This window comes from Halovivax sp. (assembly GCA_007119345.1).
Classification (GTDB): domain Archaea; phylum Halobacteriota; class Halobacteria; order Halobacteriales; family Natrialbaceae; genus Halovivax.
In genome coordinates this window covers 1-26,504 of record SKPV01000210.1, presented here as the reverse complement: position 1 = coordinate 26,504, position 26,504 = coordinate 1, and the positions used below count along the sequence as shown (strand labels likewise).

Annotated in this window: 28 protein-coding genes and 1 pseudogene; 18 read left to right on the top strand and 11 right to left on the bottom strand. The window is 68.8% G+C overall.

The window, feature by feature from the left end; translation table 11 throughout:
* Positions 1-527: pseudogene (locus QZT59_RS14700) on the bottom strand (hypothetical protein); the annotation flags it as partial.
* A gap of 271 nt (positions 528-798) precedes the next feature.
* Here QZT59_RS14700 and tgtA point away from each other — a divergent pair.
* The 7 genes from tgtA (at position 799) to QZT59_RS14665 (ending at position 6,791) form a co-directional block, all read left to right on the top strand.
* Positions 799-2,277 (top strand): tRNA guanosine(15) transglycosylase TgtA, encoded by a 1,479-nt coding sequence (gene tgtA, locus QZT59_RS14695; RefSeq protein WP_290818017.1) that lies wholly within the window; start codon positions 799-801, stop codon positions 2,275-2,277.
* Between the two features lie 242 nt (positions 2,278-2,519).
* The gene (locus tag QZT59_RS14690) at positions 2,520-2,981 is read left to right on the top strand and encodes a TRAM domain-containing protein (RefSeq protein ID WP_290818015.1); all 462 of its coding nucleotides are present in this window, start codon (positions 2,520-2,522) and stop codon (positions 2,979-2,981) included.
* Positions 2,982-3,081: 100 nt separating this feature from the next.
* The gene (locus QZT59_RS14685; RefSeq protein WP_290818012.1) at positions 3,082-3,540 is read left to right on the top strand and encodes a universal stress protein; all 459 of its coding nucleotides are present in this window, start codon (positions 3,082-3,084) and stop codon (positions 3,538-3,540) included.
* Positions 3,541-3,621: 81 nt separating this feature from the next.
* Positions 3,622-3,813 (top strand): hypothetical protein, encoded by a 192-nt coding sequence (locus QZT59_RS14680; protein WP_290818009.1) that lies wholly within the window; start codon positions 3,622-3,624, stop codon positions 3,811-3,813.
* The gene (locus QZT59_RS14675) at positions 3,810-4,259 is read left to right on the top strand and encodes a response regulator (RefSeq protein ID WP_290818006.1); all 450 of its coding nucleotides are present in this window, start codon (positions 3,810-3,812) and stop codon (positions 4,257-4,259) included. The genes QZT59_RS14680 and QZT59_RS14675 overlap by 4 nt, the downstream gene beginning before the upstream one ends.
* A 153-nt stretch (positions 4,260-4,412) precedes the next feature.
* A complete protein-coding gene (gene arcS / locus QZT59_RS14670; protein WP_290818002.1) occupies positions 4,413-6,182 on the top strand; it encodes an archaeosine synthase subunit alpha in 1,770 nt (589 codons plus the stop codon).
* A gap of 282 nt (positions 6,183-6,464) precedes the next feature.
* The gene (locus QZT59_RS14665; RefSeq protein ID WP_290818000.1) at positions 6,465-6,791 is read left to right on the top strand and encodes a cupin domain-containing protein; all 327 of its coding nucleotides are present in this window, start codon (positions 6,465-6,467) and stop codon (positions 6,789-6,791) included.
* 334 nt (positions 6,792-7,125) lie between these two features.
* On the opposite strand, the gene QZT59_RS14660 is transcribed toward QZT59_RS14665, so the two are convergent.
* Together QZT59_RS14660 and QZT59_RS14655 are read right to left on the bottom strand one after the other, a co-directional pair.
* The gene (locus tag QZT59_RS14660; protein ID WP_290817998.1) at positions 7,126-7,485 is read right to left on the bottom strand and encodes a hypothetical protein; all 360 of its coding nucleotides are present in this window, start codon (positions 7,483-7,485) and stop codon (positions 7,126-7,128) included.
* A 66-nt stretch (positions 7,486-7,551) separates the two neighbouring features.
* Positions 7,552-8,211 carry a helix-turn-helix domain-containing protein gene (locus tag QZT59_RS14655; RefSeq protein WP_290817995.1) on the bottom strand — a complete coding sequence of 220 codons (660 nt, stop codon included), beginning with the start codon at positions 8,209-8,211 and terminating at the stop codon, positions 7,552-7,554.
* Positions 8,212-8,521: 310 nt separating this feature from the next.
* On the opposite strand from QZT59_RS14655, the gene QZT59_RS14650 reads away from it, so the two are divergent.
* Positions 8,522-9,358 carry an alpha/beta fold hydrolase gene (locus tag QZT59_RS14650; protein WP_290817992.1) on the top strand — a complete coding sequence of 279 codons (837 nt, stop codon included), beginning with the start codon at positions 8,522-8,524 and terminating at the stop codon, positions 9,356-9,358.
* 448 nt (positions 9,359-9,806) lie between these two features.
* Here QZT59_RS14650 and QZT59_RS14645 read toward each other — a convergent pair whose 3' ends face one another.
* The 5 genes from QZT59_RS14645 to QZT59_RS14625 all read right to left on the bottom strand — a co-directional run bounded on the left by QZT59_RS14645 (position 9,807) and on the right by QZT59_RS14625 (position 15,652).
* Positions 9,807-11,492 carry a bacterio-opsin activator domain-containing protein gene (locus QZT59_RS14645; RefSeq protein WP_290817989.1) on the bottom strand — a complete coding sequence of 562 codons (1,686 nt, stop codon included), beginning with the start codon at positions 11,490-11,492 and terminating at the stop codon, positions 9,807-9,809.
* The gene (locus QZT59_RS14640) at positions 11,489-11,953 is read right to left on the bottom strand and encodes a response regulator (RefSeq protein ID WP_290817986.1); all 465 of its coding nucleotides are present in this window, start codon (positions 11,951-11,953) and stop codon (positions 11,489-11,491) included. The genes QZT59_RS14645 and QZT59_RS14640 overlap by 4 nt, the downstream gene beginning before the upstream one ends.
* Positions 11,954-12,294: 341 nt before the next feature.
* Entirely contained in the window at positions 12,295-14,622 is a 2,328-nt protein-coding gene (locus QZT59_RS14635) for a DNA polymerase domain-containing protein (RefSeq protein WP_290817983.1), read from the bottom strand.
* On the bottom strand, positions 14,619-14,906 hold the full coding sequence (locus QZT59_RS14630; protein ID WP_290817980.1) for a hypothetical protein: 288 nt from the start codon (positions 14,904-14,906) through the stop codon (positions 14,619-14,621). Before QZT59_RS14630 ends, QZT59_RS14635 begins: the two co-directional genes overlap by 4 nt.
* Entirely contained in the window at positions 14,906-15,652 is a 747-nt protein-coding gene (locus QZT59_RS14625) for a hypothetical protein (protein WP_290817978.1), read from the bottom strand. Before QZT59_RS14625 ends, QZT59_RS14630 begins: the two co-directional genes overlap by 1 nt.
* 115 nt (positions 15,653-15,767) lie before the next feature.
* Here QZT59_RS14625 and QZT59_RS14620 point away from each other — a divergent pair, with 115 nt between their 5' ends.
* A complete protein-coding gene (locus tag QZT59_RS14620) occupies positions 15,768-16,238 on the top strand; it encodes a plastocyanin/azurin family copper-binding protein (RefSeq protein WP_290817975.1) in 471 nt (156 codons plus the stop codon).
* A gap of 387 nt (positions 16,239-16,625) precedes the next feature.
* Here QZT59_RS14620 and QZT59_RS14615 read toward each other — a convergent pair whose 3' ends face one another.
* Together QZT59_RS14615 and QZT59_RS14610 are read right to left on the bottom strand one after the other, a co-directional pair.
* A complete protein-coding gene (locus tag QZT59_RS14615) occupies positions 16,626-17,639 on the bottom strand; it encodes a Cdc6/Cdc18 family protein (protein ID WP_290817972.1) in 1,014 nt (337 codons plus the stop codon).
* A gap of 97 nt (positions 17,640-17,736) precedes the next feature.
* Positions 17,737-18,465, bottom strand: coding sequence for a hypothetical protein (locus tag QZT59_RS14610; protein WP_290817969.1), 729 nt, complete (start codon positions 18,463-18,465; stop codon positions 17,737-17,739).
* A gap of 986 nt (positions 18,466-19,451) precedes the next feature.
* Between QZT59_RS14610 and QZT59_RS14605 the strand changes: the two genes are divergently transcribed.
* The 8 genes from QZT59_RS14605 to QZT59_RS14570 all read left to right on the top strand — a co-directional run bounded on the left by QZT59_RS14605 (position 19,452) and on the right by QZT59_RS14570 (position 24,382).
* Complete coding sequence (locus QZT59_RS14605; protein WP_290817967.1) at positions 19,452-20,372, top strand: GNAT family N-acetyltransferase; 921 nt, start codon at positions 19,452-19,454, stop codon at positions 20,370-20,372.
* Positions 20,373-20,417: 45 nt separating this feature from the next.
* Positions 20,418-20,801, top strand: a complete 384-nt coding sequence (locus QZT59_RS14600; protein ID WP_290817964.1) for a hypothetical protein — start codon at positions 20,418-20,420, stop codon at positions 20,799-20,801.
* A 122-nt stretch (positions 20,802-20,923) separates the two neighbouring features.
* Positions 20,924-21,424, top strand: a complete 501-nt coding sequence (locus tag QZT59_RS14595) for a hypothetical protein (protein WP_290817961.1) — start codon at positions 20,924-20,926, stop codon at positions 21,422-21,424.
* Positions 21,425-21,500: 76 nt separating this feature from the next.
* Positions 21,501-22,616, top strand: a complete 1,116-nt coding sequence (locus tag QZT59_RS14590; protein WP_290817959.1) for a glycosyltransferase — start codon at positions 21,501-21,503, stop codon at positions 22,614-22,616.
* A gap of 248 nt (positions 22,617-22,864) precedes the next feature.
* Entirely contained in the window at positions 22,865-23,218 is a 354-nt protein-coding gene (locus QZT59_RS14585) for a hypothetical protein (protein WP_290817956.1), read from the top strand.
* A gap of 146 nt (positions 23,219-23,364) precedes the next feature.
* Positions 23,365-23,643, top strand: coding sequence for a ubiquitin-like small modifier protein 1 (locus tag QZT59_RS14580; protein ID WP_290817953.1), 279 nt, complete (start codon positions 23,365-23,367; stop codon positions 23,641-23,643).
* A gap of 89 nt (positions 23,644-23,732) precedes the next feature.
* Positions 23,733-23,987, top strand: coding sequence for a hypothetical protein (locus QZT59_RS14575; protein ID WP_290817950.1), 255 nt, complete (start codon positions 23,733-23,735; stop codon positions 23,985-23,987).
* 2 nt (positions 23,988-23,989) lie between these two features.
* Positions 23,990-24,382: a hypothetical protein gene (locus QZT59_RS14570; protein ID WP_290817947.1), complete on the top strand. Its 393-nt coding sequence runs from the start codon at positions 23,990-23,992 to the stop codon at positions 24,380-24,382.
* 26 nt (positions 24,383-24,408) lie between these two features.
* Here QZT59_RS14570 and QZT59_RS14565 read toward each other — a convergent pair whose 3' ends face one another.
* Positions 24,409-25,038, bottom strand: a complete 630-nt coding sequence (locus QZT59_RS14565; RefSeq protein ID WP_290817945.1) for a metal-dependent hydrolase — start codon at positions 25,036-25,038, stop codon at positions 24,409-24,411.
* 160 nt (positions 25,039-25,198) lie between these two features.
* Between QZT59_RS14565 and QZT59_RS14560 the strand changes: the two genes are divergently transcribed.
* Complete coding sequence (locus QZT59_RS14560; RefSeq protein ID WP_290817942.1) at positions 25,199-26,476, top strand: hypothetical protein; 1,278 nt, start codon at positions 25,199-25,201, stop codon at positions 26,474-26,476.
* The last annotated feature ends 28 nt before the right edge of the window (positions 26,477-26,504 follow it).

Genomic DNA, 26,504 nt, shown 5'->3' with positions numbered 1-26,504 from the left:
TCGTCTTCCTCGTCGACCGCATCGTCTTCTTCATCGACTTCGTCGTCTTCCTCGTCGACCTCGTCATCCTCCGCGACCTCGCCCTCGTCGAGTTCGAGGTCCTCGATGGAGACGTTCGAGAGTTCGAGCGACTCGAGTTCGATGTCCGAGAGGGTGACGTCCTGGACCTCCTCGTACTCGTCGTCGTTCGCGTCGTTCTCGTCGTCAGCCTCCTCGTCGTCCATCTCTTCGTCATCGGCCGCTTCGTCATCGGCGTCGTCCTCCTCGTCATCCGCCTCCTCGATCTCCTCCAGTTCCTCCGTGTCCTGGAGCTGGAGGGTTTCGACGTTCAGCTCCTCGATGGTGGCGTCCTCGATGGTGACGTCCTCGAGTTCGAGTTCTTCGACCTGTACGTTCTCCAGCGTTGCGCTCATATCCCCGGCGTGGGCGTCGTCAGCGCTCGTCGTCGCGGCGGCCATACCGGGGCCCGAAAGCGCGACGCACAGCGCGACGAGTACCACACCGATCGCCTGCAGTCGTGAGACCATGCACTCGAAGCTATCGGGGATGTCGAGGCTAAAACGAGCAGACTGTTTCACGATCATATCTCGAAAAACCACACTTTGGAATCGCCACACGTCAGGTAAGACTCGCTTCACTTCTCGGACAATTTACAGCGGTGTCGGATCGCTCCGCCGGACCCGTCGCCGTCGGCGATGGGGGGTCGAACCTAACCGGTTTGGCCTTGCACTCGCCGCGTCTGATTGTCAGCGCGGCGTGAACGCAACGTTTACCGACGCGCCCACGAAGTGTCGGTCGATGCGCGAGTGCTTCGAGCTCCGGGACGTCGACGCCGGCGGGCGAATCGGGTCGCTCTCGATCCCCCGCGCCGGCCGCAGCGTGGAAACGCCGGCGCTCCTGCCCGTGATTAATCCGCACTTGGAGACGATCTCGCCCCGACGGCTCCACGAGGAGTTCGGCGCCGAGGCGATCATCACGAACGCGTACATCTTTCACGGCTCCGAGGACTTCCGCGAGCGGGCGCTGGCGGAGGGACTGCACGACGTGCTCGATTTCCCCGGTGCGATCGTGACGGACTCGGGCTCGTTCCAGCTCGCCGAGTACGGCGAGATCGACGTCACGACCGAGGAGATCCTGGCGTTCCAGCGCGAGATCGGTTCGGACGTCGGGACGCCGGTCGACATCCCGACCCCGCCCGACGTTTCCCGCGAGCGCGCCGAGAGCGAGCTGGCGACCACGCAGGAGCGCCTCGAGCTCGCCGAATCCGTCGACACAGGCGAGATGCTCGTCACCGCGCCGATCCAGGGCTCGACTCACTGGGACCTCCGCGAGGCGGCCGCCGCTCACGCCGACGGGACCGACCTCGACGTCTTCCCCATCGGCGCGGTCGTCCCCCTGCTGAACGAGTACCGATACGCCGACGTGGTCGACGTCGTGGCGGCCGCCAAGCGCGGTCTCGGCGCCGACGCACCCGTCCACCTCTTCGGGGCGGGCCATCCCATGATGTTCGCGCTCGCGGTCGCGATGGGCTGTGACCTCTTCGACTCGGCCGCCTACGCGATCTACGCCAGGGACGATCGCTACCTTACGGTTCGAGGCACCCGCCACCTCGAGGACCTCGACCACCTGCCCTGTCCCTGCCCGGTCTGCACCGAACACGGCGCCGCGGGCCTCCGGAGCTTGCCCGACGGCCCGCGTGAGACGGCGCTGGCGGCCCACAACCTCCACGTCAGCTTCGCCGAGATCCGCCGGATCAAGGCCGCGATTCGGGCCGGCAACCTCCTCGAGCTGGTCGAAGAGCGCGCGCGCTGTCACCCGGCGATGCTCGACGGCTACCGGACCCTGCTCGATCACGCCGACCAGCTCGAGCGGACCGACCCGGCCTCGAAGGGGACGTTCTTCTACGCCTCCCACGAGAGCGCCCGGCGGCCAGAAGTGCGCCGCCACCACGCGCGACTCGCCCGCCTCGACGTTCCGGACGCGGTCTTCCTCACGGAGGGCCCGGACGCCCCGACCGACGAGTACGCGGAGTCCTGGCGGGTGGTTCCGCCGTTCGGGCCGTTCCCGCGCGCGCTCTCGAAGACCTATCCCCTCACCGCGGAGGTCCCCGAGCGGACCGACCGGGCGTCGATCCGGGCGGCCGCCCGGGGCGTGTCCGCGCTGGTCGAGGCGAACCCCGAAGCCGACTTCGGACTCGGTCATCGGGGCTGGCCGCCGGATGCCCTCGCCGCGCTTCCCGCGCGCGTCGAGTCGGTCGATCTGACGACCGACGGGTGAACTGCTCGACCCGTCGGCTGACGCCCGAACCGCTCGACCTAACGGCCGACGCCCGAACCGCTCGACCTGACGGCCGACGATCGATCCGATCGATCCGATCGCGGCGACCGGACCGGACGTCCTGATCGCGGCGACCGGCCCGAACGCGGCCAGGTCCGATCGCGGTGACCGGATCGGCCGATCCGCCGAGCGCCGTCGCGAGGGGAAACAGCGAAGAGGGTGGGATCGACTCGGTAGGGTAGATGCGCGACGCGGTGGACCGAAATCTGGACGCGATCGTGACGCACCTCGAGGGCGTCTTCGAGGCGATCCGCTCGCTCCTGGCGGCGACCGTCGACTCGCCGGAGGCGGCGCTCGCGATCGGGGGTGGCCTGCTCGCCGCGGTCGCGCTCGCGACCGGCGGCCGGCGGTTCCGTCGGTGGTGGCGTCGCCGACGGCAGATTCGTCGGTCCCGTTCCAGCCACGACCGAGCGCAGGCGCGCGAGCCCCCGGTCGAGATCGGCGACGTCGTCACCGCCGGCGTCCAGGAGTTCTCCCGACACCACTCCGGCGAGCGCCACGCCGTCTGCAAGGTCGAGGGATTCGTCGTGTTCGTCCGGGACCTGCCGGAGGGCCTCGCCCCCGGCGACGTCGTCCGGGCGAAGGTCCTCTCGTACAACCGCGGCCGGACGTCGGCGACCGCCCGGTACCTCGGGCGGTCGTGACACTCGGCGGCCGAGATACGGGGCGGTCGTGACACTCGGCGGTCGGGACGCACGGTTCGGAACCCTGCAATTTTTGGCGGTACGACGTGTTCGACCGGCCATGGACAGAGGATTGGTCGTCGTCGGAGACACGGACCGACACCGGGCGCTGCTCGAGACCGCCGGTCAGTTCGCCGCGGGCACGGACGCGGAGCTGGTCCTGCTGTCGACGATCACCGAGACCGAGTACGAGGACGATCGGGAGGCGCTACAGAGCTTAGAGCAGATCGAGGGCGCGACCTACGGGATCGAGGCCACCGAGGAGCGACTCGAACGGATCGCCCAGAAGGTGGCGAACGACGCGCTCGCGGACGTCGACGTCGACTATCGGATCGCCCCGCGGGTCGTCGACGGGGACTCGCTCGCCGACGACATCCTCGCGATCGCCGAGGAAGCCGACTGCGATCACGTCTTCATCCTGGGGCGCCGCCGCTCGCCGACCGGCAAGGCGATCTTCGGCGACGTGGCCCAGTCGGTCATCCTCAACTTCGACGGCCGGGTCACCGTGGATCTCGAGTAACGCCCGGCACCTCCCCGTGACACGTCACGACGCGAATCGAGAGCGAACCTTTAGGACCACCGGCTGGCTACAACGTGGAGAATGAGGGTGCCCGACGGCTCGGCGGCGATACGAACGCAGGAGATTCTCGACGATCTCGGACGCCAGGCGATCGAGGGGGTCGATCTCGACCGACCGATGGCGGACGCCAGCCGCGCCGTCGCCGAGGTGTCGGATACGGAGTGCCGTACGGCGGTCGATCTTCCCGACGCGGACGCCGAGGGAGACCGATGACCGAGTCGACCGGCGGTGGTCCGCACGTCCTGCTCGTCGAGGACAACCCGGGCGACGTCCGGCTCGTCGAGGAGGCGTTCCGCGACGGCGAAACCGGCGCGAGGCTCCACGCCGTCTCCGACGGCAGGGCGGCCCTCGACGTTCTCCGGGGGCGAGGGGAGCACGCGGACGCGCCGCGGCCCGACCTCGTCCTGCTAGACCTGAACCTGCCGCGGGTGAACGGCGAGGACGTGCTCGCCGAACTGAAGGACGATCCGGACCTCCGGACCGTCCCGGTGGTCGTCCTGACCTCCTCCCGGGACCGGGCGGACGTCGTTCGCGCGTACGAGCGACACGCCAACGCCTACATGACGAAGCCGGTCGACCCCGCCGAGTTCATCGAGTCCATTCGGGCCGTCGAGCGCTTCTGGCTCGGGATCGCCGAGGTGCCCGACCGACCCGACTGACCGCGCGCTTTCGACACCCCCGACCGTCCGATCGACCGTTCGCCTTCGACACCCCTCACCGACCCGACTGACCGCTCGCCTTCGATACCCCCGACCGTTCGACCGACCGCGCGCTTTCGACACGCTCTTTCGGCCGCCGCGCCCAGTGCGGGTATGACCGACCACTTCGAGGTCCACGAGCGCGACGGCGCGGCCCGGCTGGGCGAGCTCCGCCTGGCCGAGCCGCGAACGACGCCCGCGCTCGTCGACGACCTCCTGGACGACGCCGGCTCCCTCTGGGCCGCCGACCGCGAGGTCCCGGAGGGCGACCCGGCCCGGCTGACGATCCTCCCCCACCGGGCGTTCCCCGGCGGGACGGCCGCCGAGGTCCGCGAATCGTTCGCCCCCGACCATCCCGACGTCGACTACCCGAGCGCCGCCGTGATCTCCAGCGCGTCCCCGGCCGACCGCGGGACCGACGCCCACGTCGTCTCGGACGTTCAGTCGATCGTCGGCCACGGCGCCGCGCTGGTCGGGGCGGTCGTCTCGGTCCGCGACGCGGTCCCCGCCGACACCGCCGTCCTGTTCTCCGGCGTCGCCACCCCGCGGAACGTCGCGGTGCTCGCGTACGCCGGTGTCGACTGCTTCGACGAGGCGCGTGCGGTCGTCGAGGGCACCCGCGGGCGGTATCTCACGACCGAGGGCGACCGCCGTCTCGACGATCTCGAGGAACTGCCCTGCGCCTGCCCCGCCTGCCGGAAACCCCGCGCGGCGTTCACCCGCGAGGACTGCGTCGACCACAACCGCAACGCCCTCGCCGCCGAACTCGCGACGGTCCGCCAGCGCGTCCGCGAGGGGCGACTGCGCGACTACCTCGAGGGCCAGGCCCGCCACGACCAGTGGCTCACCGCCGCGATGCGCGAGCTCGACGCCCAGTGGGGCTACCTCGAGGAGCGGACGCCGATCCTCCGGGAGGCCGACCTCACCGCGGCCACCGAGGACACCCTGCGCCGGGTCGAGATCCAGCGCTACGCGGACCGCGTGACGACGCGCTATCGGAATCGCTTTAAGAACCCGCTCGTCCTCGTCCCCTGTTCGGCACGCAAGCCCTACAGCGAGTCCCAGAGCCACGGTCAGTTCCACGACGCGATCCGGTGGCGCGCCCACCTGGTCTCGATGACCAGCCCCATCGGCGTCGTCCCCCAGGAACTCGAGACGACCTACCCCGCCCAGCACTACGACTCCGTCGTCACCGGTCGCTGGTCCGAAGACGAGAAAGACTTCGTGAGCCGCGTTCTGAGGCGGTACCTCGAGCGGAACGACTATCCCCGGATCATCGCCCACGTCCCCGACGAGGGCTACCGCGGGATCGTCGAGCGCGTCGCCGCCGAACTCGAGATCGAGGACGACGTGACGTACACGGTCCCCCGCGGCGGTCACCCGACGGACGAGGAATCGCTCGGAACCCTGTCGGCCGCGCTGGAGGGCGAACTGAAGTATTCCAAGCGCGAGCGCGAGCACAACACCGTTCGCGCGATCGCGGATTACTTGCTCGGCGACGGCGCCGGCGACGCGCTGTTCGCCGACGTCGACGTCCGGACCACGAGTCGGTACCCCAAGATCCAGGTTCGGGACGGCGACGACACCCAGCTGGCGACCATGGTCCCCCAGTACGGGACCCTATCGTTCACCCTCGAGGGCGCTCGCCTCTGGCGCGACAGCGACGCGCCGACCAAGCGCGTCGAGATCGACGACTTCGTTCCCCACGGGAGCGTCCTCGCGCCGGGCGTCGTCGACGCCGACGCGGCGATTCGGGTGGGCGACGAGGTGCTCGTCGAGGGACCGAGTGCGCTCGCCGTCGGCCGCGCCGAGATGTTCGGCCGCGAGATGGCCGAGAGTTCGCGCGGGGAAGCGGTGGCGGTTCGTCACGTCGAGGAGCGATGAGGCGGGGGTGGGTGGGTGTCTGAATCCATCCTGATGACTGTCCTGTGAAACCACATTTTCAACCGGACGATGTCACTTTCCGCCGCTTCACGTGCATACGTGTCCGTCAGAAACTTCGTAGATTGGAACGGTTTCTGGACGGGTCTGCTGAATTCACGGCGCGAATGATGCACGAGATTTGGTTCGATCTGCGCCGGTAGCGATCGCTCAGCACAGGTAATGCAGCTATCGAGGCGGTTCTACGATGCCATTTATTACTGATATCAGCCAATCGAAGATCGTATGTCCCAGTTCGTCACAAAGGCCGCGGACGCCCAGCCCAAGGCGTACAGCGGCGTGAACTTTGAACTGCTTGCCGTCGGCGAGGAGTCGATGGTGACGAAGATGCTCTACGAGGAGGGGAACGAGGTGCGTCCGCACGACCACCCAAACGAGCAGAGCGGCTACGTGGTCTCAGGCCGGTACCGGCTGGTCGCGGCGGGCGAGGAGACGATCATCGAGGCAGGCGACAGTTACGTGATTCCCGGAGACGTCGAGCACGAACTGGAAGTGCTCGAATCGGGCGAAGTGATCGACGTGTTCGTACCGCCCCGTGAGGAGTACCGCTAAGGGCAATCTCGTGAGCCCCCAGCGCAATCCGGCGATCGGGTATCGGTGCAATCGCCCTAGGTTCGCAGGTGTAATGAGCGGATGGCTCACCGGTTTCGGCGTGAAACAAACGGAGTCGTTTGCTGTACCACCCTCTGTATCGGTCACGGCGCCTCTGACAGAGTTCAGGGAGATCGTTCAGGATCCCCTCCATAACTGACGCGAATATCGCACGAGGTCCGGCTCGAGTTCCGACGTTGGTGACCGCTCGGTACAGAGCGCTGCACTGATCGTCATCTACGCAGCCCGCGAAGCGATCGAGACACTGCATCGAAACAGGGATCCTCGAACGAACTCACAACTCGAGAGGGCTCTCGAGATCTGGATCGGCCTCGATGATCGCAGAGAGCGACGGTTGCAACTGGTCGAACCGCTCCGTCGGTACGACGTGTTGGCGCTCCGCATCGTATTCGATGACCCCTTCGGATTCTAACTTCGGGACGTGCTTGTGGTACATCGAGAGGCGAATCTCCGCGAACACCTCATCAGCAACCTCCGTAACCGCCGTTTGATGATTGTACTTCAGAATCGCTTTCGAGAGATCGTTGACCGTCAACGGACGGCGTTCTGCTGCGAGTACCGCAAGCACGATTCGACGGTGTTGGTCTCGACAGAGGTCGAGTACCGCGTCGAATTCGATGGAATCCCTGCTCATCACGTTCACCGTAGGTAGCTACCGCGGTTGGACTTGGCTTTTTAGTACCCAACCCCTTTTTAACTCCTATCGAGAGGGAGCTGTGACGTCCGTCAACGTACTCCCGAGGATCCGTTTGACTCCACGCCGGAGACGGGAGGCGACGGCTTGCTCTGAGATCCCGAGGTCGCCACCGATGTCCTCCATCGTTACCTCGCGCGGCGATTCGAAGTAGCCCCGCTCGTAGGCGAGCACCAGCGCCTCTTGCTGCTTCTCGGTCAACGCCGCCTCGGATGCCGTTTCGATCGGCGTGAGCGCGTGCAACTCGGTCAGCGTGATCGGGATGTCCAGCTCTCGACAGCGAGACTGAAAAGCGGCGATGTCGCTTCGAACGTCCCCGCGGATCTCGAACGTCCACCGCTCGTTCGTTCCGACGGCTTCGATGAGGGCGACCTTCGTCTCCGTCAACGCGGTCAGCACGTCGTCGTAATCTACCGCCCACTCGACGCGCAGCAGATGCTCATCTTCGACGGAGTCGATGAATTCGATCCGCCTCACACCCGGATGCTCGGTGAACGCTCCCTCGATGTCGTCGACGGCGGTCCCTCGAACCCAGAAGTAGGGAATCACCACGTCTCGTGCGGGGATGATTCGCTCCAATTCGACCGTCACGCCCGGCAGTCGTTCGAATACGGTTCCCAGGGGGAACCGTTCGGACGGTACAACGAAGGTAGCCTCGGTAGCCATCGACCGAACAGTAGCGCTTCGGTCGTAAATACTCACCACGAAGCAGCGAAAGCGTGGCACGGACTGACCCGATAACACCGTCTCCGCATCTCGTAGAGAGAATAATCACCGCTGCTGAACTCTGCCTCTACATCCAGTAGGCAGTTTATGAAAACAATGGGGTAGCTCGCCAAGGCTGGGCAAGACACAGGGCGCGTATCGGGCACCGACCAGTCCGTAGCATACTAGAATCGTCGTCACTCGCTGCAGCTGTTTCACGAGATAACGGTATGTGAACGCAACGCATATTGGGGCCGGGGTAAATCGTCGCATGGCCGACCCAACACCGTCAGACACGGAGGAGGAATTGCACACCGTCACGTCTCGAGATGGGATCGAAATCGGCTACTGGGTTTCCGGAGAGGGGCCTCCGATCGTGCTCGTCCACGGCAGCGGGGTGAGCGATCATCGGCGATGGGATATCGCCGGCGTCCGCGCCGCCCTGGCGGAACGCGTGACGGTGTACGCCCTCGACCGTCGCGGTCGCGGCGAGAGTGGCGATTCAACGGAGTATTCGTTGGACGACGAGGTGATGGACGTGATCGCCGTCGTCGAAGCGATCGACGGTCCGGTCACGCTGCTCGGCCATTCGTACGGTGCCAACATCGCGCTCGAAGCGTCCCTCCGAACCGACGCCGTCAGCGGCCTCATCCTGTACGAACCGGGTATCGCCGTCGGCGAACACGAGTTCACCGCCGCCGAGACCGTTGCCGAGATGAACGACCTCCTGGACGAGGGGAGAAACGAGGAGGCACTCCTGGTGTTCTTGCGCGAGATCGCGGGGCTCACGTCGGGAGAAATCGACACCTTTCGGTCAGATCCGAGCTGGCCGGATCGTGTGGAGGGTGCCCACACCCTCCCCCGCGAGGAGCAAGCGGTAGCGGAGCACGAGTTGCGTCCAGTCCGGTTCGCCGATATGACGACACCAACGCTGCTGTTGGCCGGCGGCGAGAGCTCCGACATCTACAGCGCCGCGACGAAAGCGGTGCACGAAGCGCTACCGAACAGTCGGATCACGACCTTCGAAGGTCACCAGCACGTGGCGATGAACAGCGAGCCGGAACGCTTCGTCGACGAGGTGCTCGCCTTCGTCCGTGAGACGGTGTAGCACAACGGGTGCTCCGTGGCGTATTCCGTTATCAGATCGTCGAGACCGAGCAGCGCTCGTTGGGTCGAGGAAGCAGTTGCAACTGACGACGAAGACGGGTCTAAGTGTGGGGTCTGCGCGTCACGATCCGCTCTCTCGTACCGCGCACGGTTCGTTCATCCCCGTCCAACCCCGCCCGCATCTACGGAACCGTCGCCGGTGGATTCGAACCCGTCGGAGAGGCGTTCGCGGCGAACCTCCGATCTCGGAACGAGTCGGGGCCCGCCCGTGCCGTCTATCACCGCGGCGAACCGGTCGTCGATCTCTGGGGAGGCTACCGGGACGTTACTGCCGAGGCACTTTCACTTGCGATGGGCGCCGCGGGCCTGAACGACGCGGCGGGGTCGCCGCGCCGATCGACGGGCCGGACGCCGGTTCGTCGAACGCCGGTCGATACCCCGCAGCGGTCCTACCGCGCCGTCGGCTCGTCTTCGGCGCCTTCGCCGCGCTCGGCCAGCATGGCATCGAAGATCTTGTCCTCGGCGGCCCGGAGGTGCTGGGTGAACGTCGCGGGCGCGATCCCCAGGCGCTCGGCGACCTCCTCGCCGGTCGTCTGGCGAGGCCAGTCGAAGTAGCCGGCGTAGACGGCCGTTTCGAGGGCCTCGCGCTGTTTCTCGGTGAGCTTGGCCTCCAGGGTCGCCTGGTCGGGAACGCGGGCGTCCTCGCGCTCGACCGTGCGCTGGGCCACGTACGAGGCGTCCTCGCAGACGTCCTCGACGCTCTCGATCACGGCGCCGGTGTTGCCCCGCCGCGGGAGTTCGACGACGATGCGGAGTTCGCCGTCGGCCATCCGCGCCGACGTCACCCGGCCGCCGTGGGTGGCGATCGACTCGAACAGCGGGATCTCGCGATCCGCGCGAAGTTCGACGTCGTAGGCTTCGGATCCAGGCGAGAGCACCCGGACGTCCTCGACGAGGCCGAACTCCTCGGCCGTCGCCCGGAACTCGTCGGGACCGACACCCTCGACGGCGCCGTAGATCAACAGCGCCTCCTCGCTGCGTATCAGGCGGTCGAACCGGATCTCGGCCTCCTCGCCGGCCGTCAGTTCGACCAGCGGGCTCGCGAAGCCGTCGACCTGGAACTCGAGTTCGAGGGCCTCGTCGCTCACCAGCGCCGCCTTCCGCTCGAGCGCCGCGATGGCGTGACCGACCACGTCGCCCATGCGTCCGAGGACCTCTCGCTCCCGCTCGCCGAACGAGCCGGCCTCCGGCGCGTAGACGTTGAGCACGCCGTACAGCAGCTCCTCGTGAGCGACCGGGATCGCCGCGGTGGAGCGGTAGCCTCGCGTCTCCGCGGCCTCCCGCCACGGCTCGAAGTCGGGATCCTCGAAGACGTCGTCGACGACGTGGACCTCGCCGCTGTCGACGGCTTGGCCCGTCGGCCCCTTCGCGGTGGCGCTGTCGTCGATCGTGATCGTGATCTCGTCGAGGTAGCCCTCCTCTACGCCCGCGGCGACCCGGGGGATCACCTGCTGGCCGCCGCGGCTGACCGCGCCGATCCAGGCGAAGCGATAGGCGTCGGCGGCGGCCAGACGGTCACAGACTGCCTGCTCGAGCGCCTCGCGGGTGTCCGTGGTGATCACCGCGTGGGCGATCTCCTGGCCGATGCGGTTCAGCCGGTTGAGCGAGGCGAGTTCCTCGCGCCGGCGGGCCCGTTCGCGCTGCTGGTGGCTGCGCTCGATCGCGTGGTGGATCGAGCGCACCAGGAGCGCGCTCGTCACCTCGTCCTTGACCAGGTAATCCTGGGCGCCGCGCTCGATCGCTTCGATTCCGGTCAGCTGGTCGGAGACGCCGGTCAGGACGACGATCGGCGTCTCCTCGATCCGCTCGTCGACCGTCGCGAGGGTCTCGAGGCCGGCGCTGTCCGGCAGGTTCAGGTCCAGCAGGATCACGTCGACGGGTCGCTCCGCGGCGGCGGCCAGCCCGTCCTCGAGGCGAGTTTCGTGGTCGACCGTCGGCGGTTCGGCGTCCTCGTCGTCCGGATCGATTCGCCGGGTGAGCTCCTCGGCGTCCCGGAACATCTCCCGGATCAGCCGGGCGTCGCCCGGATTGTCCTCGATCAGGAGGACGTGGAGTCCGTTTCCGGTCGCGGTCACGACTCCTCACCCCCGGCGCCCGGTAGCTTGACGATCGAGAACCAGAAGCGCTCGAACGACTGGACGGTGTCGATGAACTCGGCCGGATCGACCGGCTTCGTCAGGTACGCGTTCGCGTGGAGCTTGTACGATTTCACGACGTCTTCCTCCGCGGCCGAACTCGTGAGGACGATCACCGGGATGGTCCGCAGCTCGGGATCGTCTTTCAGCGCCTCGAGCACCTCGTCGCCGTTCATCCGCGGCAGGTTCAGGTCCAGCAGGACGAGGTCGGGTCGCGGGACGTCCCCGTACTCGCCGCGGCGCTCGAGAAACTGGAGCGCTTCCACGCCGTCGGTGACGACGTGGAGGTTGTTCTCGATCCGCGCCTCGCGGAACGCCTCCTCCGTGAGCCTGACGTCGCCGGGGTTGTCCTCGACGAGCAGGATTTCGACCGGCGTGGATCCCGGGCGAGCGTCACCCATCCCGACCACCGCCGATCGGCGGGCCTCGACCGGACGTCGCGCCGACGCCGCATCCACTCGTTCGATCCGGGCTCGTGTGCACCCGTGACGGTTCGTCGGCCGCACACTTGAGCGCGTTGCTCGGGCGCCTGTCACGCGACTTGCTGGGCGATTACGGTGGCCACGCCCGTTCGTGACGAGTACGCGTTCGGTCGATCCGCTTGCCCGCCCACGATTCGCCGTCGTCGGTGTGCACTCGCCCTCCCACGAGGGGAACCGACCCGGTCTCGGCGGCCGTCCGAGGGGAACCGAACCGGTCTCAGCCGCCGTCCGAGGCCGCCAGTCCGGTCTCCGAAGCGGTCTCAGCCGCCGAACGAGGACAGCCGCACCGTCCGGCCGTCGGCGAGGTACCGCCGGATCCGCGCCCGATCCCAGCCCAGCGGCGAGACGACGCTCTCGGCGGCCCGGACGAGCAGCGTCGCGTAGTAGTCGGCGTCGTACCCCGCCACGTCGCCTTCGATCGCCAGTCGAACGCGCTCGATCGTCCGTCGAGCGTCGTCGTCGACCACGACGTACTCGACCGACTGCCCGGGGTGGCGGGCCACGTCGAGGGCCTCGTACCGCTCGAGCGCGGCGACCGTGTGCGTCGACTGGCTGTACTCCTCGAGCCTCTTCGAGACGCGCTTCGTGATCGCGAGGTCGGCGGGGTCGACCGCGCCCCGTTCCAGCTCGCCGAGGTGCCGGCGCAGCCGGTCGCAGACGGCCGCCGGCTCCCGCTCGGCGTCGAGCGTCTCGACGAACTCGCGCTGGCGGTCGGCGACGTACGTCGTCGTCGAGCGCTGGCGCAGCTCGATCCCGCGGAACTTGTACTCGCCGCCCTCGCGCTTGCCGAAGTACTTGGTGAGCGCGCCCGCCGGGGAACCGAGCGCGCCCGACGATCCGACGGGCGTCGCGGTGGCGGGCGCGCTCCCCGCGGTTCCGCTCGTCTCCGCTGCGGCCCCGTTCGAGCCGCCGACCGTCGCTCCGCCCCCTTCGCGAATCGCCCCGCGAAGCGGGACGAAACAGACCCACTCGTAGGTGCCGTCGTGCTCGAGCGCGATCCCGACCTCGTCGCCGATCTCGCGGATCACGTCCTCGAGGGGCTCGGGTTCGTCGACGCCATCGCGCGGGGTCACCCAGAGGCTGTCGACGATGCCGTGGACGATCCGCCAGCCGCCGGCCTGGAGGCGATCCTTGGCGTCGAGCAGGATCCCGCGCGCGTAGGCGTTGATGGCCTCGTGGCACTCGATGCGACCGAACTTGGCGTTGCGGTAGCCCTGGTACCCGAAACAGGAGACGAGGACCCACTTGATCGCGCCAGACTCGCCGCGGAGCCGCCGCGCCTCGCTCTCCTCGAGCCCGCCGTCGCCGAGTCGTCGCTTGATCTTCGCCCGATGGTCGAGCAGCGTCCCCAGCACCTCGGGGAGGAAGCCGCTCCGTTCGCAGATCCGGTAGCCGAGCTCCGGGACGGCGTCCCGGGGCGTCCCGTCGGCGTCCGGCCGACAGCACGCGCAGTCGACCGTCTCCGGGCTCACGTTGTACTCGCGGATGATCCGCGGGTACAGCGACGCGAAGTCGATCTCGTGGACGTTCTCGTGGAGACCGACGTCGGGGGCGAAGGTGAAGCCGCCGCGGTCGGCGTCGTGCAGCGTCCGCGCGTCCTTGAATCGTTCGGGCTCCCACTTGTTCCACGGCGCGAGGACGCCCCAGTCGTCTCCGCGCGCGAGCTTGATCTGTCGCGAGGTCAGCAACGTCCCGATGCTCCCCCAGGCGGCCTCCTGGAGCGGTCGGCCGGAGGACTCGACCATGTACGCCAGCCCCGGCAGTCCCGACTGGTGCCAGAGGAAGCTGTTCGACTCGTCGACGATCGCTCGGCCGGAAACCCGGTATCGAGCCGGCGAGTGACCGACCGTGCCGTAGCTCTGGTAGGTGTTCTCGGCGGCCACCCGGATCCAGCCGGCCAGCCGACCGAGGCGGAACTCGTCGCCGAGGCCGACCGCTACCGCGGTCTCGGAGAGCAGGGGAACGAGGTCGGCGCTGCTCAGCACCAGCACGTCGGGATCCGCGCGATCGAGCCGATCCTGCAGCGACTCCAGCACGTCCACCGGCTCCCCGCCGAGGGTCTCGCCGTCGACCCGCAGCGCCGTGACGTCGCGCTCGACGAGCGCCCGCTCGTCGATCCGGATCCCCAGCGTGCGCAGTTCGCGACCCGGCGGTGACGTCCCGGGATCGACCCCCCGGTCCAGACAGTATCGGAAGCCGGGTGCGAGGTCGACGTCGAACAACCGGAGCGTCCCGGGCGCACGGTCGAGGGCTTCGCGTTCGATCCGGCCCCTGATCTCGTGCGCCAGCGCCCGAACCTCGCCGATTCGCGAGAGCGCCACCCGAAGCGCCCGCTCGGGATCCGCCCGCCCTTTCGTATCGTGTAATGTGGTGTATCGGCGCTCGACCGACGCGTCCGTCACCCTGGGATCGGCCGCGAGCAGCGCTCGCAGCGACTCGAGCGCGTCGTCGGGACCGGCGACGAAGAGGGCCGGCTCGTAGTCCGTCACCAGTTCCGGCTCGGCACCGTCGGGCGTCAGGTGCCACTCGCGGACCGACCCGTCTTCGAACTCGAACGTGTAGGGGCCGGGCGTCCGGTCACCGCTCATGGGTCACCGTTCTCGGCCGGTTCGTCGACGGCGTTCTCGAGCTCCGCCACCCGCGCGGACAGTCGCCGAAGTTCGACCTCGTGGGCCAGCAGCAGCGACAGCAAGAACGCACGCCCGGGATCCGGCGGGTTGGCGTGACCGGCCGCGTCCGCGAAGTTGCGCGCGCGATCGAACAGCCGGTCGAAGTCCGTCCGGTACTCCCGGCGGAGCGCCCGTCCCATCGGCTCCCACTCGGCTTCGATCCCGCGGATCGCGTCGCGGTAGGTCGGGTTCGTCCGTCCCATCAGGAATCGGCCTCCCCGTCTGCGACGGCTTCGGCGCCCGACGTCGGGCTCGAAGCGGCACCCGACGCCGACGGGCCGCTCCGGTCGAGCGACAGCTCCGGATCGAGCAGGCCGCGGTCGTGGGCCGCCACGACCGGATCGAATCGATCGGTCACGCCACAGAGTTCCGCCCAGTAGGGGATCGTCGTCTGCCAGTACCCGCGGTGCCAGTAGCCGGTCGGCTCGACGCCGTCGCCCTCGAGGCGCGTCCCCTCTCGGGTTCGCACGCACTCGAGAACCCGATCGGCGCGGTCGGTCAGCGTCGCCGGGACCTCGCCCCCGCCCGCCGTCGTCGTCGCCAGGACCGGCACGTCGAGCGCCCGGCCCAGCTCCCCCAGCGTCGCCGCCGAGGCCGCGAGCAGGTCTTCGCGCTCCCACTCCGGGAGGTCGTCGTCGCGGTACAGCGAGGCGACGTTCGTCGCGACGAGCAGCGACGACCGGGCGTCGGCTCGGCGGGCCACCGCCCGGACCAGCGAGTGGTGCTGGTAGGCGGTGAACGCGCGCGCGATTTCGAGACCGTCGAGCGTCCGCGAACTCGGCGCGCACTCGTAGAGGGCGTGAGTCGCCGCCGCGTTCCGGGCGTCGACCCAGTGGACGGGGCCGTCGGTCTCGGTCAGCCTGGCGCAGACGAGCCGGTGGACGATCGTCGACCGCGGCGCCGGCACGCGTAGCAGTGTCAGACCCGGTTCGAACTCGAGCTGGTGCATACGTCACCGTTTCCCTCCGGATAGGTAAGCGGGGGAGCGTCGTTTCCGCAATTTCCGAAACGCCGGCGGCCGCCGGCGGGAAGGCTTATCTCCCTCGCATTCGACGGGCGAACGAATGAGGGCGAATTCGCGATCGCGGCGGCGATTCCTCGGCCTGTCGGCCGGGGCAGCGGCGACGTCGCTGCTCGCCGGCTGCGCCGGCGGCATCGGGAGCGACGACGATCCGCAGGCACAACCGCTCGAACCGGCCGACTGGGAGGGCCTCGACGAGTTCGTCGTCGACGGTTACACCGGCAATTGGATCGGCGTCGAACCGGACGTCATCGAGGGGATCAGGAATCCGACCCTGTTGCTCTTCGAGGGCGAGGAGTACGAACTCACGTGGAATAACGCCGACGGCGGCGCCCACAACATCGCGATCTGGGACGAAGCCGACGCCGTCGTCGACGGCCACCAGACCCGGATCATCCGGGGCCGCGACGAGACGCAGACGCTCTCGTTCGAGGCGACGACCGAGATGCACCAGTACGTCTGCGAACCGCACAAGCGTTCGATGATCGGCTACTTCCGAATCGTCTCGGAGTGACCCCGTACCGACCGGGCGCGCGGCCGCTGAACCGTATCGAACGGGACGACGTCGTCCGATACGATCGAACGGGAGCAACCTCGTCCGATAGCACCGGATGAACCTGCGATCGCCCGACTGAACGGGAGTAACCCCGTCCGATAGCATCGGATGAACCTGCGACCGCCCGACCGAACGGGAACGACGTCGTCCGATAGCATCGGATGAACCTGCGATCGTTCGATACGATCGAACGAACGGGGAGCTGCGCGACGGAGTCGGGGAGACGGGAATCGTCCGATGCTATCGGAGACGCGAGGATCGTCCGATGCTATCGGAGACGCGAGGATCGTGCGGTGAGTCGGAGAGCGGATCGTCCGATGCTATCGAACGAAGACGATCCGGTCGTCACTCCCGCTCGCCGTCGACGATCCGGTAGGTTCGGCCGCGTTTCTCGCCGACGGCCTCGATCAGGTCGTAGTGGACCATCTTCGTCAGGTAGTTCCGGAGCGTTCGGCGGGTCTTCGGCTCGTCGACGTACGCTTCGTACCGTTCGTAGAGTTCACCCGGCGCGATCTCGCCGGCCTCGTCGACGAGGTCGTAGAGCACCCGCTGGTGGTCGAGCAGGCTCTCGACGGTCTTCCGGCGGATGGCGGTCCGCGCGTCCGGGATCGCCTCCGCGAGGAGCTCCCCGGAGAGTTCCTCGCGCCCGCGCGTCTGCGCGCGCCGGGCGGCTGACCGGAGGATCCCGATGGCCACGCGGGCGTCGCCGGCCGCCGCCTCGGCGATCGTCCGCAGCCCCTCCTCGTCGACGGCGCCGGGTTCGAGACCCTGTCGCGCTCGTTCGTCGAGGATGGCGACGAGTTCGTCGGTGCCGTATCGGTCGAACTGCACGCGGACGCCGGCCCGCAGCCGGGAGCGAACTCGGTCGTCGAAGCTGGCGAAGAGCTCCTCCTCGCGGTTGGCGATCAGTACGGGCGACACGTGGGGGAGCCGGTGGAGGTCGTACAGCGCCGCCGTCTCCTCCAGCTGGTCGACCTCGTCGAGGATCGCCACGAGCGGCGCGTCGTCGGCCGCCCGCAACCGCCCGAAGAGCTCGTCTTTCGGCGTCGAGCGGTGGACGTCGAACGACCGATCGATCGCCTCGAGGAGGCCGTAGAGCACCCGAAATCGCGTGTACTCCTGCCAGCAGTTGAGGTAGGCCACCCGGGCCGACGGCAGCTGTTCGCCCAGCCGGTCGAGGGTGTATCGGGCGATGCAGGTCTTGCCGACGCCCGTGGGCCCGAACAGGAAGGCGGGCTCCGGCCGACCGCCCGACAGCAGGGGCTCCAGGGCCTCCGAGAGCAGGTTCACCTCGTCGTGGCGGTGGACCACCTCGCTCGGGACGAAGTCCTCGCACAGGACCCGATCGTCGACGATCACGCCCACCCGTATTCGGTCCAGAATCTTAAGCCATCGTGACCGATTTCCGATTTTCCGTTGTGGGCGGTCCGTGCGCCGACGGTCGTCCGCGCCGTGTTCAGGGGCGGCGAGCGCGGACGCCCAGGCCGGCCACCATCGCGAGGAGCGCGACGACGGCGGCGCCGGCGCCGAAGCCTGGAAGCCCGTCGTCGTCGATCTCGCTCTCGACCTCGGCCGATTCGGGCACGTCGTCGGCCATGAGGTCCCAGGTGGCGACTGTGCCGTCGTCGCTGAGCTCGTGGGCGTTGTGGTCCGTGATTTCGCCGGGCATCTCGACGACGTAGGTCATGCTGATCTGATCTTCGAAGTCGCCGAACGCGTCGTCGAACTCGTCACCGAATTCGTCGTCGGCCGCGCCGTCGTCGGTCGCGTCGTCGTCAAACTCGTCCTCGGCGGCGTCGTCGAGGTCGTGATCGACGTAGCGGACGGTGTCGTCTTCGACCGTGACGTCGAGTTCGTCGACGCCGTCGGGGTCGACGTCGGTGACGAGGATGGTGATGGTCGCCGTGCCGTCGTCCCGGTCGACCGACGTCTCGATCGATCCGTACTCGTCGGCGTCGATGTCCTCAGCGAAGTCGCTCTCGAGGCTCTCCTCGAAGGAGTCGTAGCCGTCCTCCTCGGCTTCCTGCTCCATCATACTGAACAGCATCTCGTCCATCTCCATCTCGACTTCCATCTCCTCGATCTCGCCGTCCGAGCCGACCGTCGTCGTCATCGTTACGTCCAGACAACCCGCGAGGGCCAGGAGCGCGATGACGGACAGCACCGCAACGTCTAGTCTCGACATCGATCCCGACTTTCTAACCGGTCTACAAATACGTTACTACCCCTCCCGAGAGAAAATCACCGGAACCCGCGGATGCGACCGTCGCGAGCGCCGAACGAGCCCGGATCTGTGCCAACAGCCGTGACTCTCGTCGCGCCGCGTCCGTCCTCGCGCTCGCCACTCGTCGACGCTTCCAGTTCGATCTCCGTGAGGTCGGTTTCGCCGGTCGAATCGCCGTCGCAACGAGGGTTCCGTACCCGCCGGGTCCAGGCTGACGCGTCGGTATTTCCCTGCGCGTGCGTTCGATCGAGTCGGCGTGCCGGCGCTCGCGTGCGGAGATCGTACGAGCTCCGGTTGGGAACGTACGAGCGCCGGTTGGGAACCCAGCGAAAGGGGCCACCGGCGCGTATTTTTCAGCCGGTGCCGGGTGCTGCCGAATCGCGCCAGCGGTTCGATCAGGTACCGAACGACTTGGGGGTCTGGGAAAATTTTATATAATAAATTGGAAACTACGATACAAAATTCTCGGGTGGGGCCAGCCGGTCGGGGTGGCGAAATCGTCTCTCTCAGCGCTCAGAACTCGAGAATTTGGCGAATTAGTGACCGGAACCTTCCGAGGTTGCCGGCGATCACGGTCGCGACGGAGCGCTCGATCGGCGGATTTCGGACCCGTCGAGACCGGACCGGAGAGAACGGACGGTCGGCCCCGAACCGGGCGACCGATTCGCCATGGGGTCGATCGGCTGCCGGACGGTCGACCGCGTTCGATCGGCTGCCGGACGGTCGACCGCGTTCGGTCGCCTGCTCGCCGACGATGTGAGCCGCCCCGGGCGAACGGCGTCCCGGAGACACCGGCTCGGTCGAGACCTAACGCTCGATTACCGCGGTCGGTGGCGCGACGGACGGCGACGTCGACGGCGGGGCAACGGCGGACTGATCCGCCCGACGACCGGCCGTCGCGGACGTACGGTCCGCATACTAAACCTCGGCGTCGTCTCCGTGAGTCCATGCCCGTCCACGCGACGCTAACGTTCGAAACCGATCTCCAGCGTGAGATCTACGAGTACGTCGAACGCCACGGCGACGTCACGCTCGACGAGCTCGCGCGGTCGGTGCGGATCGAGGACGGGCCGCCCCAGTCGAAACCGGCCCGATCGGGGACCTACGCCCAGCGGGTCCGACCGCCGATGGAACGACTCCGCGAAGCGCTCGGCGCCCTCGAGAACGACGGCTACCTGGCCGTCGAAAACGGGACGATCAGGGTGGCGCTGGCGGCGACGCCGACCGACCACGACCTCGAGGGCGGGGCGATCAGGATCCGGCCCGCCCGGGAGGTCGACCGCGACGGACTGATCGGAACGATGCGGGCGGTCGCGAGCGAGGGTCCTTACGTGGTCGCCGAGAACGTCGCCGCTCGAATCCGGCGCGAGTCCGCGCTCGTCCGCGTCAACGCCGACCGATCGCGCGTGTTCTTCGTCGCCGTTCGCGACCCGGGCGACGAGGACGAATCGAACGAAGCCGGACCCGACGAATCGAGCGAGGCCGGACCCGACGAATCGAGCGAGGCCGGACCCGACGAATCGAACGCCTCGGGGCTCGACGATCCGAATCCCGAGGTCGTCGGCTGGCTCCACGTCGACGCGCCGACGATGCCGGCGCTCGAGCACACCGCCGAGGTGACCGTCGGCGTCGATCCTGGGTCCCGTCGCGAGGGGATCGGCTCCCACCTGCTCGAGTACGGTCTCGAGTGGGCCGCGGACGTCGGCTACCGGAAGATCACCCAGAGCATCCCCGCGACGAACGAGGAGGCGATCGAGTTTCTGGAAGCGAACGGGTGGACCACGGAGGGGGTCCGCGAGGAGCAGTATCGCATCGGCGACGAGTACGTCGACGAGGTCCAGCTCGCGACCTGGCTCGACGAGGACTGAGCCGACTCCCGCACCTTCTTGCCGGATCGCGATCTATGGCCGCGTATGGACGAGATCTCGCTCGGCGTTCCGCGACCGCTGGTGGACCGGCTGCCCGACGATGGCGACGACGCCGCGGCCGACATGCGGGAGGCGGTCGCCGGCTGGGAGCGCCGGCTCAACGACGCGATCGCGGCGGCGGACGACCGGGAGGCGGCGAGCGTGCTGCTCGCCGCGGTCGAGCGCTTCGAGGATCGAGTCGAGACGTACGACGCCCACGTCGCGGAGCTTCGCGCGTGGGGACAGTCGCCGATCTACGCGCTGGCGTGGCGGACGCTGTACGCCGACCTGATCGAACAGCTCTACGACCACGAGGCGGTCGCCGATCGCCTGGACCGCGAGCGCAACGCGCGTCTCGTCGAAGACGGGATCCGGCTGCGCGACCTGTGACGCCGAGTCGACCGAGCACCGGATCGGCGATTCCCGGCCGCGAGCCGCCGCGGAGGCTGCCGACCGACGTTCGACCCGGGGGAGCCACAACGCCTATGTCCGATAGTTCGCTAACTGGTACCGTGGCTGCGAACGAGGGGAACGGTCCGGACGGCGACCGCCGGGCCGACCCACCGGACGACCTGGACCTGACGACCAGGGTACGCCGACGGGTCCTGCCGACGGTTCACCGGATCAAGGAACCCCTCGGCGGATTCGCCCAGTGCACGCAGGATCCGGACGAGTACGTGGGAACCGTCCAGCGGGGGCTCGCGGACTTCCGTGCGGACCTCGAGTCGATGGCGTTCACACCGGAGCCGATCGCCTCCCTGAAGGTCCACCGGGACGGCCGGCGGTCGGCGGGGAGCTGGGTCCGAAGACGGACGGCGCTGGCCGACTGGCAGCTCCACGTGACGCTGTACTGGAACGAGCGCGAGGCGATCGACGTGTTCGCCCACCGGGAGTACTCGTGGTTGCGTCACCCGTACAAACACTATCGAGGCGTCGGCTGGGACACCGAAGCCGGCGTCGAGCGGATGCGGTCGCTGCTCTCCTCGCACGGCGTCGGGTTTCGGGTCGACTGAGGCCCGGCGGTCGACGGTCTCGCCCGATCGGCGCGTTCCGATAGCTATTACGCGATTGACTCGTAACGCCCGGCCGATGACGCCCGTCCGGACCGTGGCGGCCTTCACCGACCTCTATCACCCCACGGTCAACGGGGTGACCTCCACGGTCGCCACCTGGCGCGAGCGCTGGGCGGTCGTACGCGACCGGATGCCCGTCGTCTTCCCGCGGATGGGCGATTACGAACCGGACGCGGACGAGTATCCGGTCCGGAGCGTTCGGGCGCCGCTGTACCCTCGCTATCGGCTCGCGCTGCCGCGGGCTCCCGAGGACCTCGAGCGACCGGACCTCGTCCACGTCCACACGCCGTTCACGCTCGGCCACGCGGGAATTCGGTTCGCCAGAAAGCGGGACGTCCCGGTCGTGGCCTCCTACCACACGCTGCTGTGCGATCGGGCCGACCAGCACGTGCCGGAGCCGCTGGTCGGGGCGCTCGCGGCGACCAGCCGAGCGTACGAGCGCTGGTTCTTCCGGCGGGTCGACCACGTCGTCGCGCCGACCACGTTCGCCAGGCGCCACCTCCGCGAGCAGGTGGGCGCCGACGTGCCGGTCCGGGTGATCTCCAACGGGATCGACACCGACTTCTTCCGGCCGGTCGACGGCGACGCCTTCCGGCGGCGATACGACCTTCCCCGGGGGACGCTGGTGGGCTACACCGGCCGACACGGCCACGAGAAGAACCTCGCGGAGGCGATCGGCGCCGTGGACGGAACCGACGCGTCGCTCGTCCTCGGGGGCGACGGCCCCGCTCGCGACGCCCTCGCAGAGCGCGCCCGGGAGGTCGACGCCGACGTCACCTTCCTCGACTTTCTCGACCGGGAGGAGCTGCCGGCGTTCTACTCGGCGCTCGACGCGTTCGTCTTCCCGAGCCCCGTCGAGACCCAGGGGCTGGTGGCGCTCGAGGCCACCGCCTGCGGAACGCCGGTGGTCGCGGCCGACGCCGGGGCGCTCGTCGACTCGGTGATCGAGGGCGAGACCGGCTACCGATACGAGCCGGGAGACGTCGACGCCTTCCGCGGGGCGCTCCGACGGACGCTGACGGAGGTCGATCGGCTGTCGGATCTCTGCCGACGGCGGCGGGCGATGCTCTCAGTGGAGCACTCGCTCGAGCAACTGGCGGCGCTCTACGACGAGGTGGCGCGGGACGGATAGCCCGTTTCGATCCGGTCGACGGTGTTAGTACTCGGTCGGCGGTGTTGGGACTTGACCGGTGGTATTGGACCGGCCGACGGTGTTGGGGCCGACGGTGTTGGGGCCGGCGGTGTCGGGACCTGGCCGCCGGTGCTGGGACCAGCGGTGTCGGGACCGGCCGGCGGTGTTCCCGTTCGGCTCCGATCCTGCCAGCGGGCCGGAACGATGCAGCCCAAGCCTTCAAATCCTCCCGCTCGAAAGGGCGGGTCATGGAGTACGCGGTTTCGCGCGACGGTACGACGCTGGTGACCCTCCACGAGGGAACCGACACCACGGCCTGCGACGAGGCGACCAATCAGCTCTCTGATACGCTCTCGGCGCTCGCCGACGACGGTGCGATCGCGGACTGGTCGATCGACGACGCCGACGTCTACGAGCACCCGGCGGCCCCGTTCGACCCGTACACGGTCTCGGTCGCCTTCTCGGCGACGGTCGTCGTGGACGCACCGGATCGGGAGTCGGCCGAGGCCCGCGGCGAGACGGCCATCGCGGAGGCGCTCGCCGCCGCCGGCGTCGACGCCGTCGAGTACACCTCCGGCGCCGCCGCCTCGACCGCCGGCTGAGCCCGCGACGACGCGGAGCACCGCACGCACGCGGACGTCGGGTGAAGAAGACTGCCTTCGGCGGCGTGCGGCCGGCGATCCGTCGGTCGGAAGCGAGCCGGCGCGAATCGGTCGGACTTATGGGTCGCGCCCCCGACCGTTTCCGCATGGAGCTCGAGTGTCGATTCTTCGCCACCTATCGCGAGGCCGTCGGTCGAAAGGAACTGGACTGGAGCGCCGACGACGACGCCAGGGTCGGCGACGTGCTCGCAGCCCTCGAGGCGGAGTACGAGGGCCTCGAGGGACGGCTGATCGCGGACGGCGAGATCCGTCCGCAGCTGTCCGTCCTCCGGAACGGTCGCGACGTCGCTCACCAGTCGGGCGCGGCGACGACCCTCGAGGAGGGAGATACGTTGTCGGTGTTCCCGCCGGTTGCGGGCGGGTGATCTCCCGACGGTCGTCGGTCGAGAGCGCGCCCGGGTTCGAGAGTCGCGTCGCCCGACCGCTTATGCGCCTGCCGGTCGAAGTGAGGCCGATGCGCGTCGAACGATCTTTTCGGGGGATCTCCGCCCGCCTCGCCCGCCGGTACCTCTCGAACCTCGGCGGGGAGGTGGTCGACGACGAGGTCGTGGTCGGCGACGGCTGGGAGGCGACCATCTCGACGGAGTCGGTCTCGATCGGCCCCTCCCTGACGCTGACGGAGGTGACGGTCGTCTTCGAGGGCGACGAGGGGATTCTCGAGGACCTCGTCGACCGCTTCGCCCGGAAGGCGATGCGCGCGGGAGGGTGACGATGGCCGGCGAACCGATCGAGGGACAGGCGTTGGTGCTCGCGGCGGCGAAAGCCAGCGTTCCGTCGACGCGGCTCCCGGACCTGATCGACGTGGCCCAGGCCGAACTCGAGGCGCGGGTGGAGCGGTACCGGCGCGAGTACGAGGAGCTCGACGTTTCGGCCGACGAGCTCGGGGTGCAAGACGAGGTCGCGGCCTCCGGCTTCCTGGTGGAGGGCGGTCACTGGGAGACCCTCGGCGAGGAACTCGGCTTCGATCGGCGAGAGAGCGACGCCGTCCGCCGGGCCCACGAGGAGCAGCTGCTGCGCATCGGGCGCCGGCGCGACCGCGCCGAGGAGTTCGACGCGGCGCTCGAGATCAGGGAGCCGGTGTTCGTCGCGGAGGGCGGCGGGTAGGAGCGTCGCTCCCGGCCGGGTCCGCGTCAGCGGCGATCCCGATCGTCGTCCGAGAACGCGCGCAGTTCGGCCGGGAGCGACGCGACCACCGTCGGCGGCAGCCGCCCGAGCAGTCGTTCCGCCACCGCCGGCAACGGCTTCCTGACGACGGCGTAGCCGATCGAGACGACGAGCAGGACGACCAGCAGATCGTGGACGCGACCGTCGAAGACGAGCAGACCGGGGAGCGCGAGGACGGCGGCGAGCGCGAGGTCGCCCGGGGAGCCGTCGTAGGCCACCCAGCGCCGGGGCCGGATCCACCGGCCGCGGACGTGATCGTACACCGCCCGCTCGGAGGTCGCCTCCCAGGGTCTGGGCTCGAGCCCGCCGCCGAGGGCGTCGGAGACGCAGTGGAGCGCCGCGGCGGCCAGGAAGACGGCGAGGGCGACCGTCGCGGTCGAGGGGGCGAGCAGTGCCGCCGGTGCCGTCAGCGCGGCGCCCGCCGAGTAGTAGACCGGGAAGTGCAGCGTCTTCCGGTGACCGGCGTAGAGGTCGAGATCGGGGAAGACGCCGCCCCAGATCGCGGCGACGGCCGCGACGAGGGCGAGCTCGGGGGCGAGCAGGGCGACCGCGGCCGCGATCGTCACCCCGGCGAACGCGTGCGTCGTGGCCATCATGGATGGGATCGGTAGGGGCTCGGGCCCTCAAATGTTCGTCGACTCGCGGGCCCCGCCCCGCGACGGACGGCGTCCGATGCAAGGTGTGCGTTTTACCGGTCCGACCCCGTATTCGAGCGTCCGACGGGAGCTCGATCCCGGGCTCCGTTCCGATCCCACGATGCCACGGAATCCGACGCGTCGACTGCACGGCGAACGGTCGAACGCCGTCCTCTCGTGGGCGGCCGTCGCGGTCGCCCTGCTGGCGGGCGGCTGGGGAATCCTCGAGGGTCGCGCCCACGAACTCGTCTACGCGGCGACGCTCGCGGCCGTCGTCCTCGCGCCGGCGGTCGCCCTCGAGAGCCGGCGAGCGGCGCTTCCCTGGGAGATCTCGGCGTTCGCGCTCGTCCCGCTGGTGCTCGCGGTGCCGTCGCCGGATCCGTTCGTCCGCCAGCTCACCTTGTACGCCGGCGCGGCGATCCTCGCGCTGGCGCTGACGCTCGAACTGCACGCGCTGACCGAGATCAGCCTCGAGCGCCTGCTCGCGGCGGCGTTCGTGACGATGCTCTCGGCGACCATCGCGGCGACGTGGGCGACGGCCACCTGGCTCCGGGATCACGTCGCGGGCACCGAGATCGTCGCCGGCAACGACCAGGTGATGTGGCTGCTCGTCGCGGCGGTCGCCGCCGGGCCCGTGGCGGGGACGATCTTCGACCGCTACTACCGCCACTTCCCGGGGGAGGAGCTCGTCTCGGCGCCGGTCGACGGCATCGAGGAGACCGACTTCGCGGCGATCGCCGAGATCGACGACCGCCCGACGCTCGAGGCGCGACTCCCGGTCTCCGGCTCCGTCCAGCGCGGGCTCGTCTGGGCGATGCGGACCGGCCTCGTCGGGATCGTCGTCGCGGGCCTCGCCGCGGTCGACCCTGGGATCGTCTCCAACGGGGCGAGCATGCTCGCGGTCTCCTTCGTTCCGACCCTGCTCCGCCGACGGTACGACCTTCCGTTCGACGCGGGGCTCGTGCTGTGGGTCACCCTCGCGGCGTTCCTCCACGCGCTCGGCTCCGCGTACCTGTACGAGCAGACGTTCTGGTGGCACAACGTCACCCACCCGCTGTCGGCCACCCTCGTCGGCGCGATCGGCTACGTCGCGATCCGAACCCTCGACGAGCACCGGCCCGAGATCCACCTCCCGCCGGGACTCGTACCCGCGTTCGTCGTGGTCTTCGTGATCTCGTTCGGCGTCTTCTGGGAGATCGGCGAGTTCGGCTTCGACCATTTCGCCGCGGCCACGGGCCTCCAGATGCCGCTGTCCCAGCACGGCCTCGACGACACGATGAGCGACCTCGTGTTCAACACGCTGGGCGGGATCGTCGTCGCGATCTGGGGGTTGCCGTACCTGACCGACCTCACGGACGCCGTGACGGATCTGGTCGACGGCCGGCCGGGTTTCGACTGACGGATCCGGTCGACGGCCGGCCGGGTTT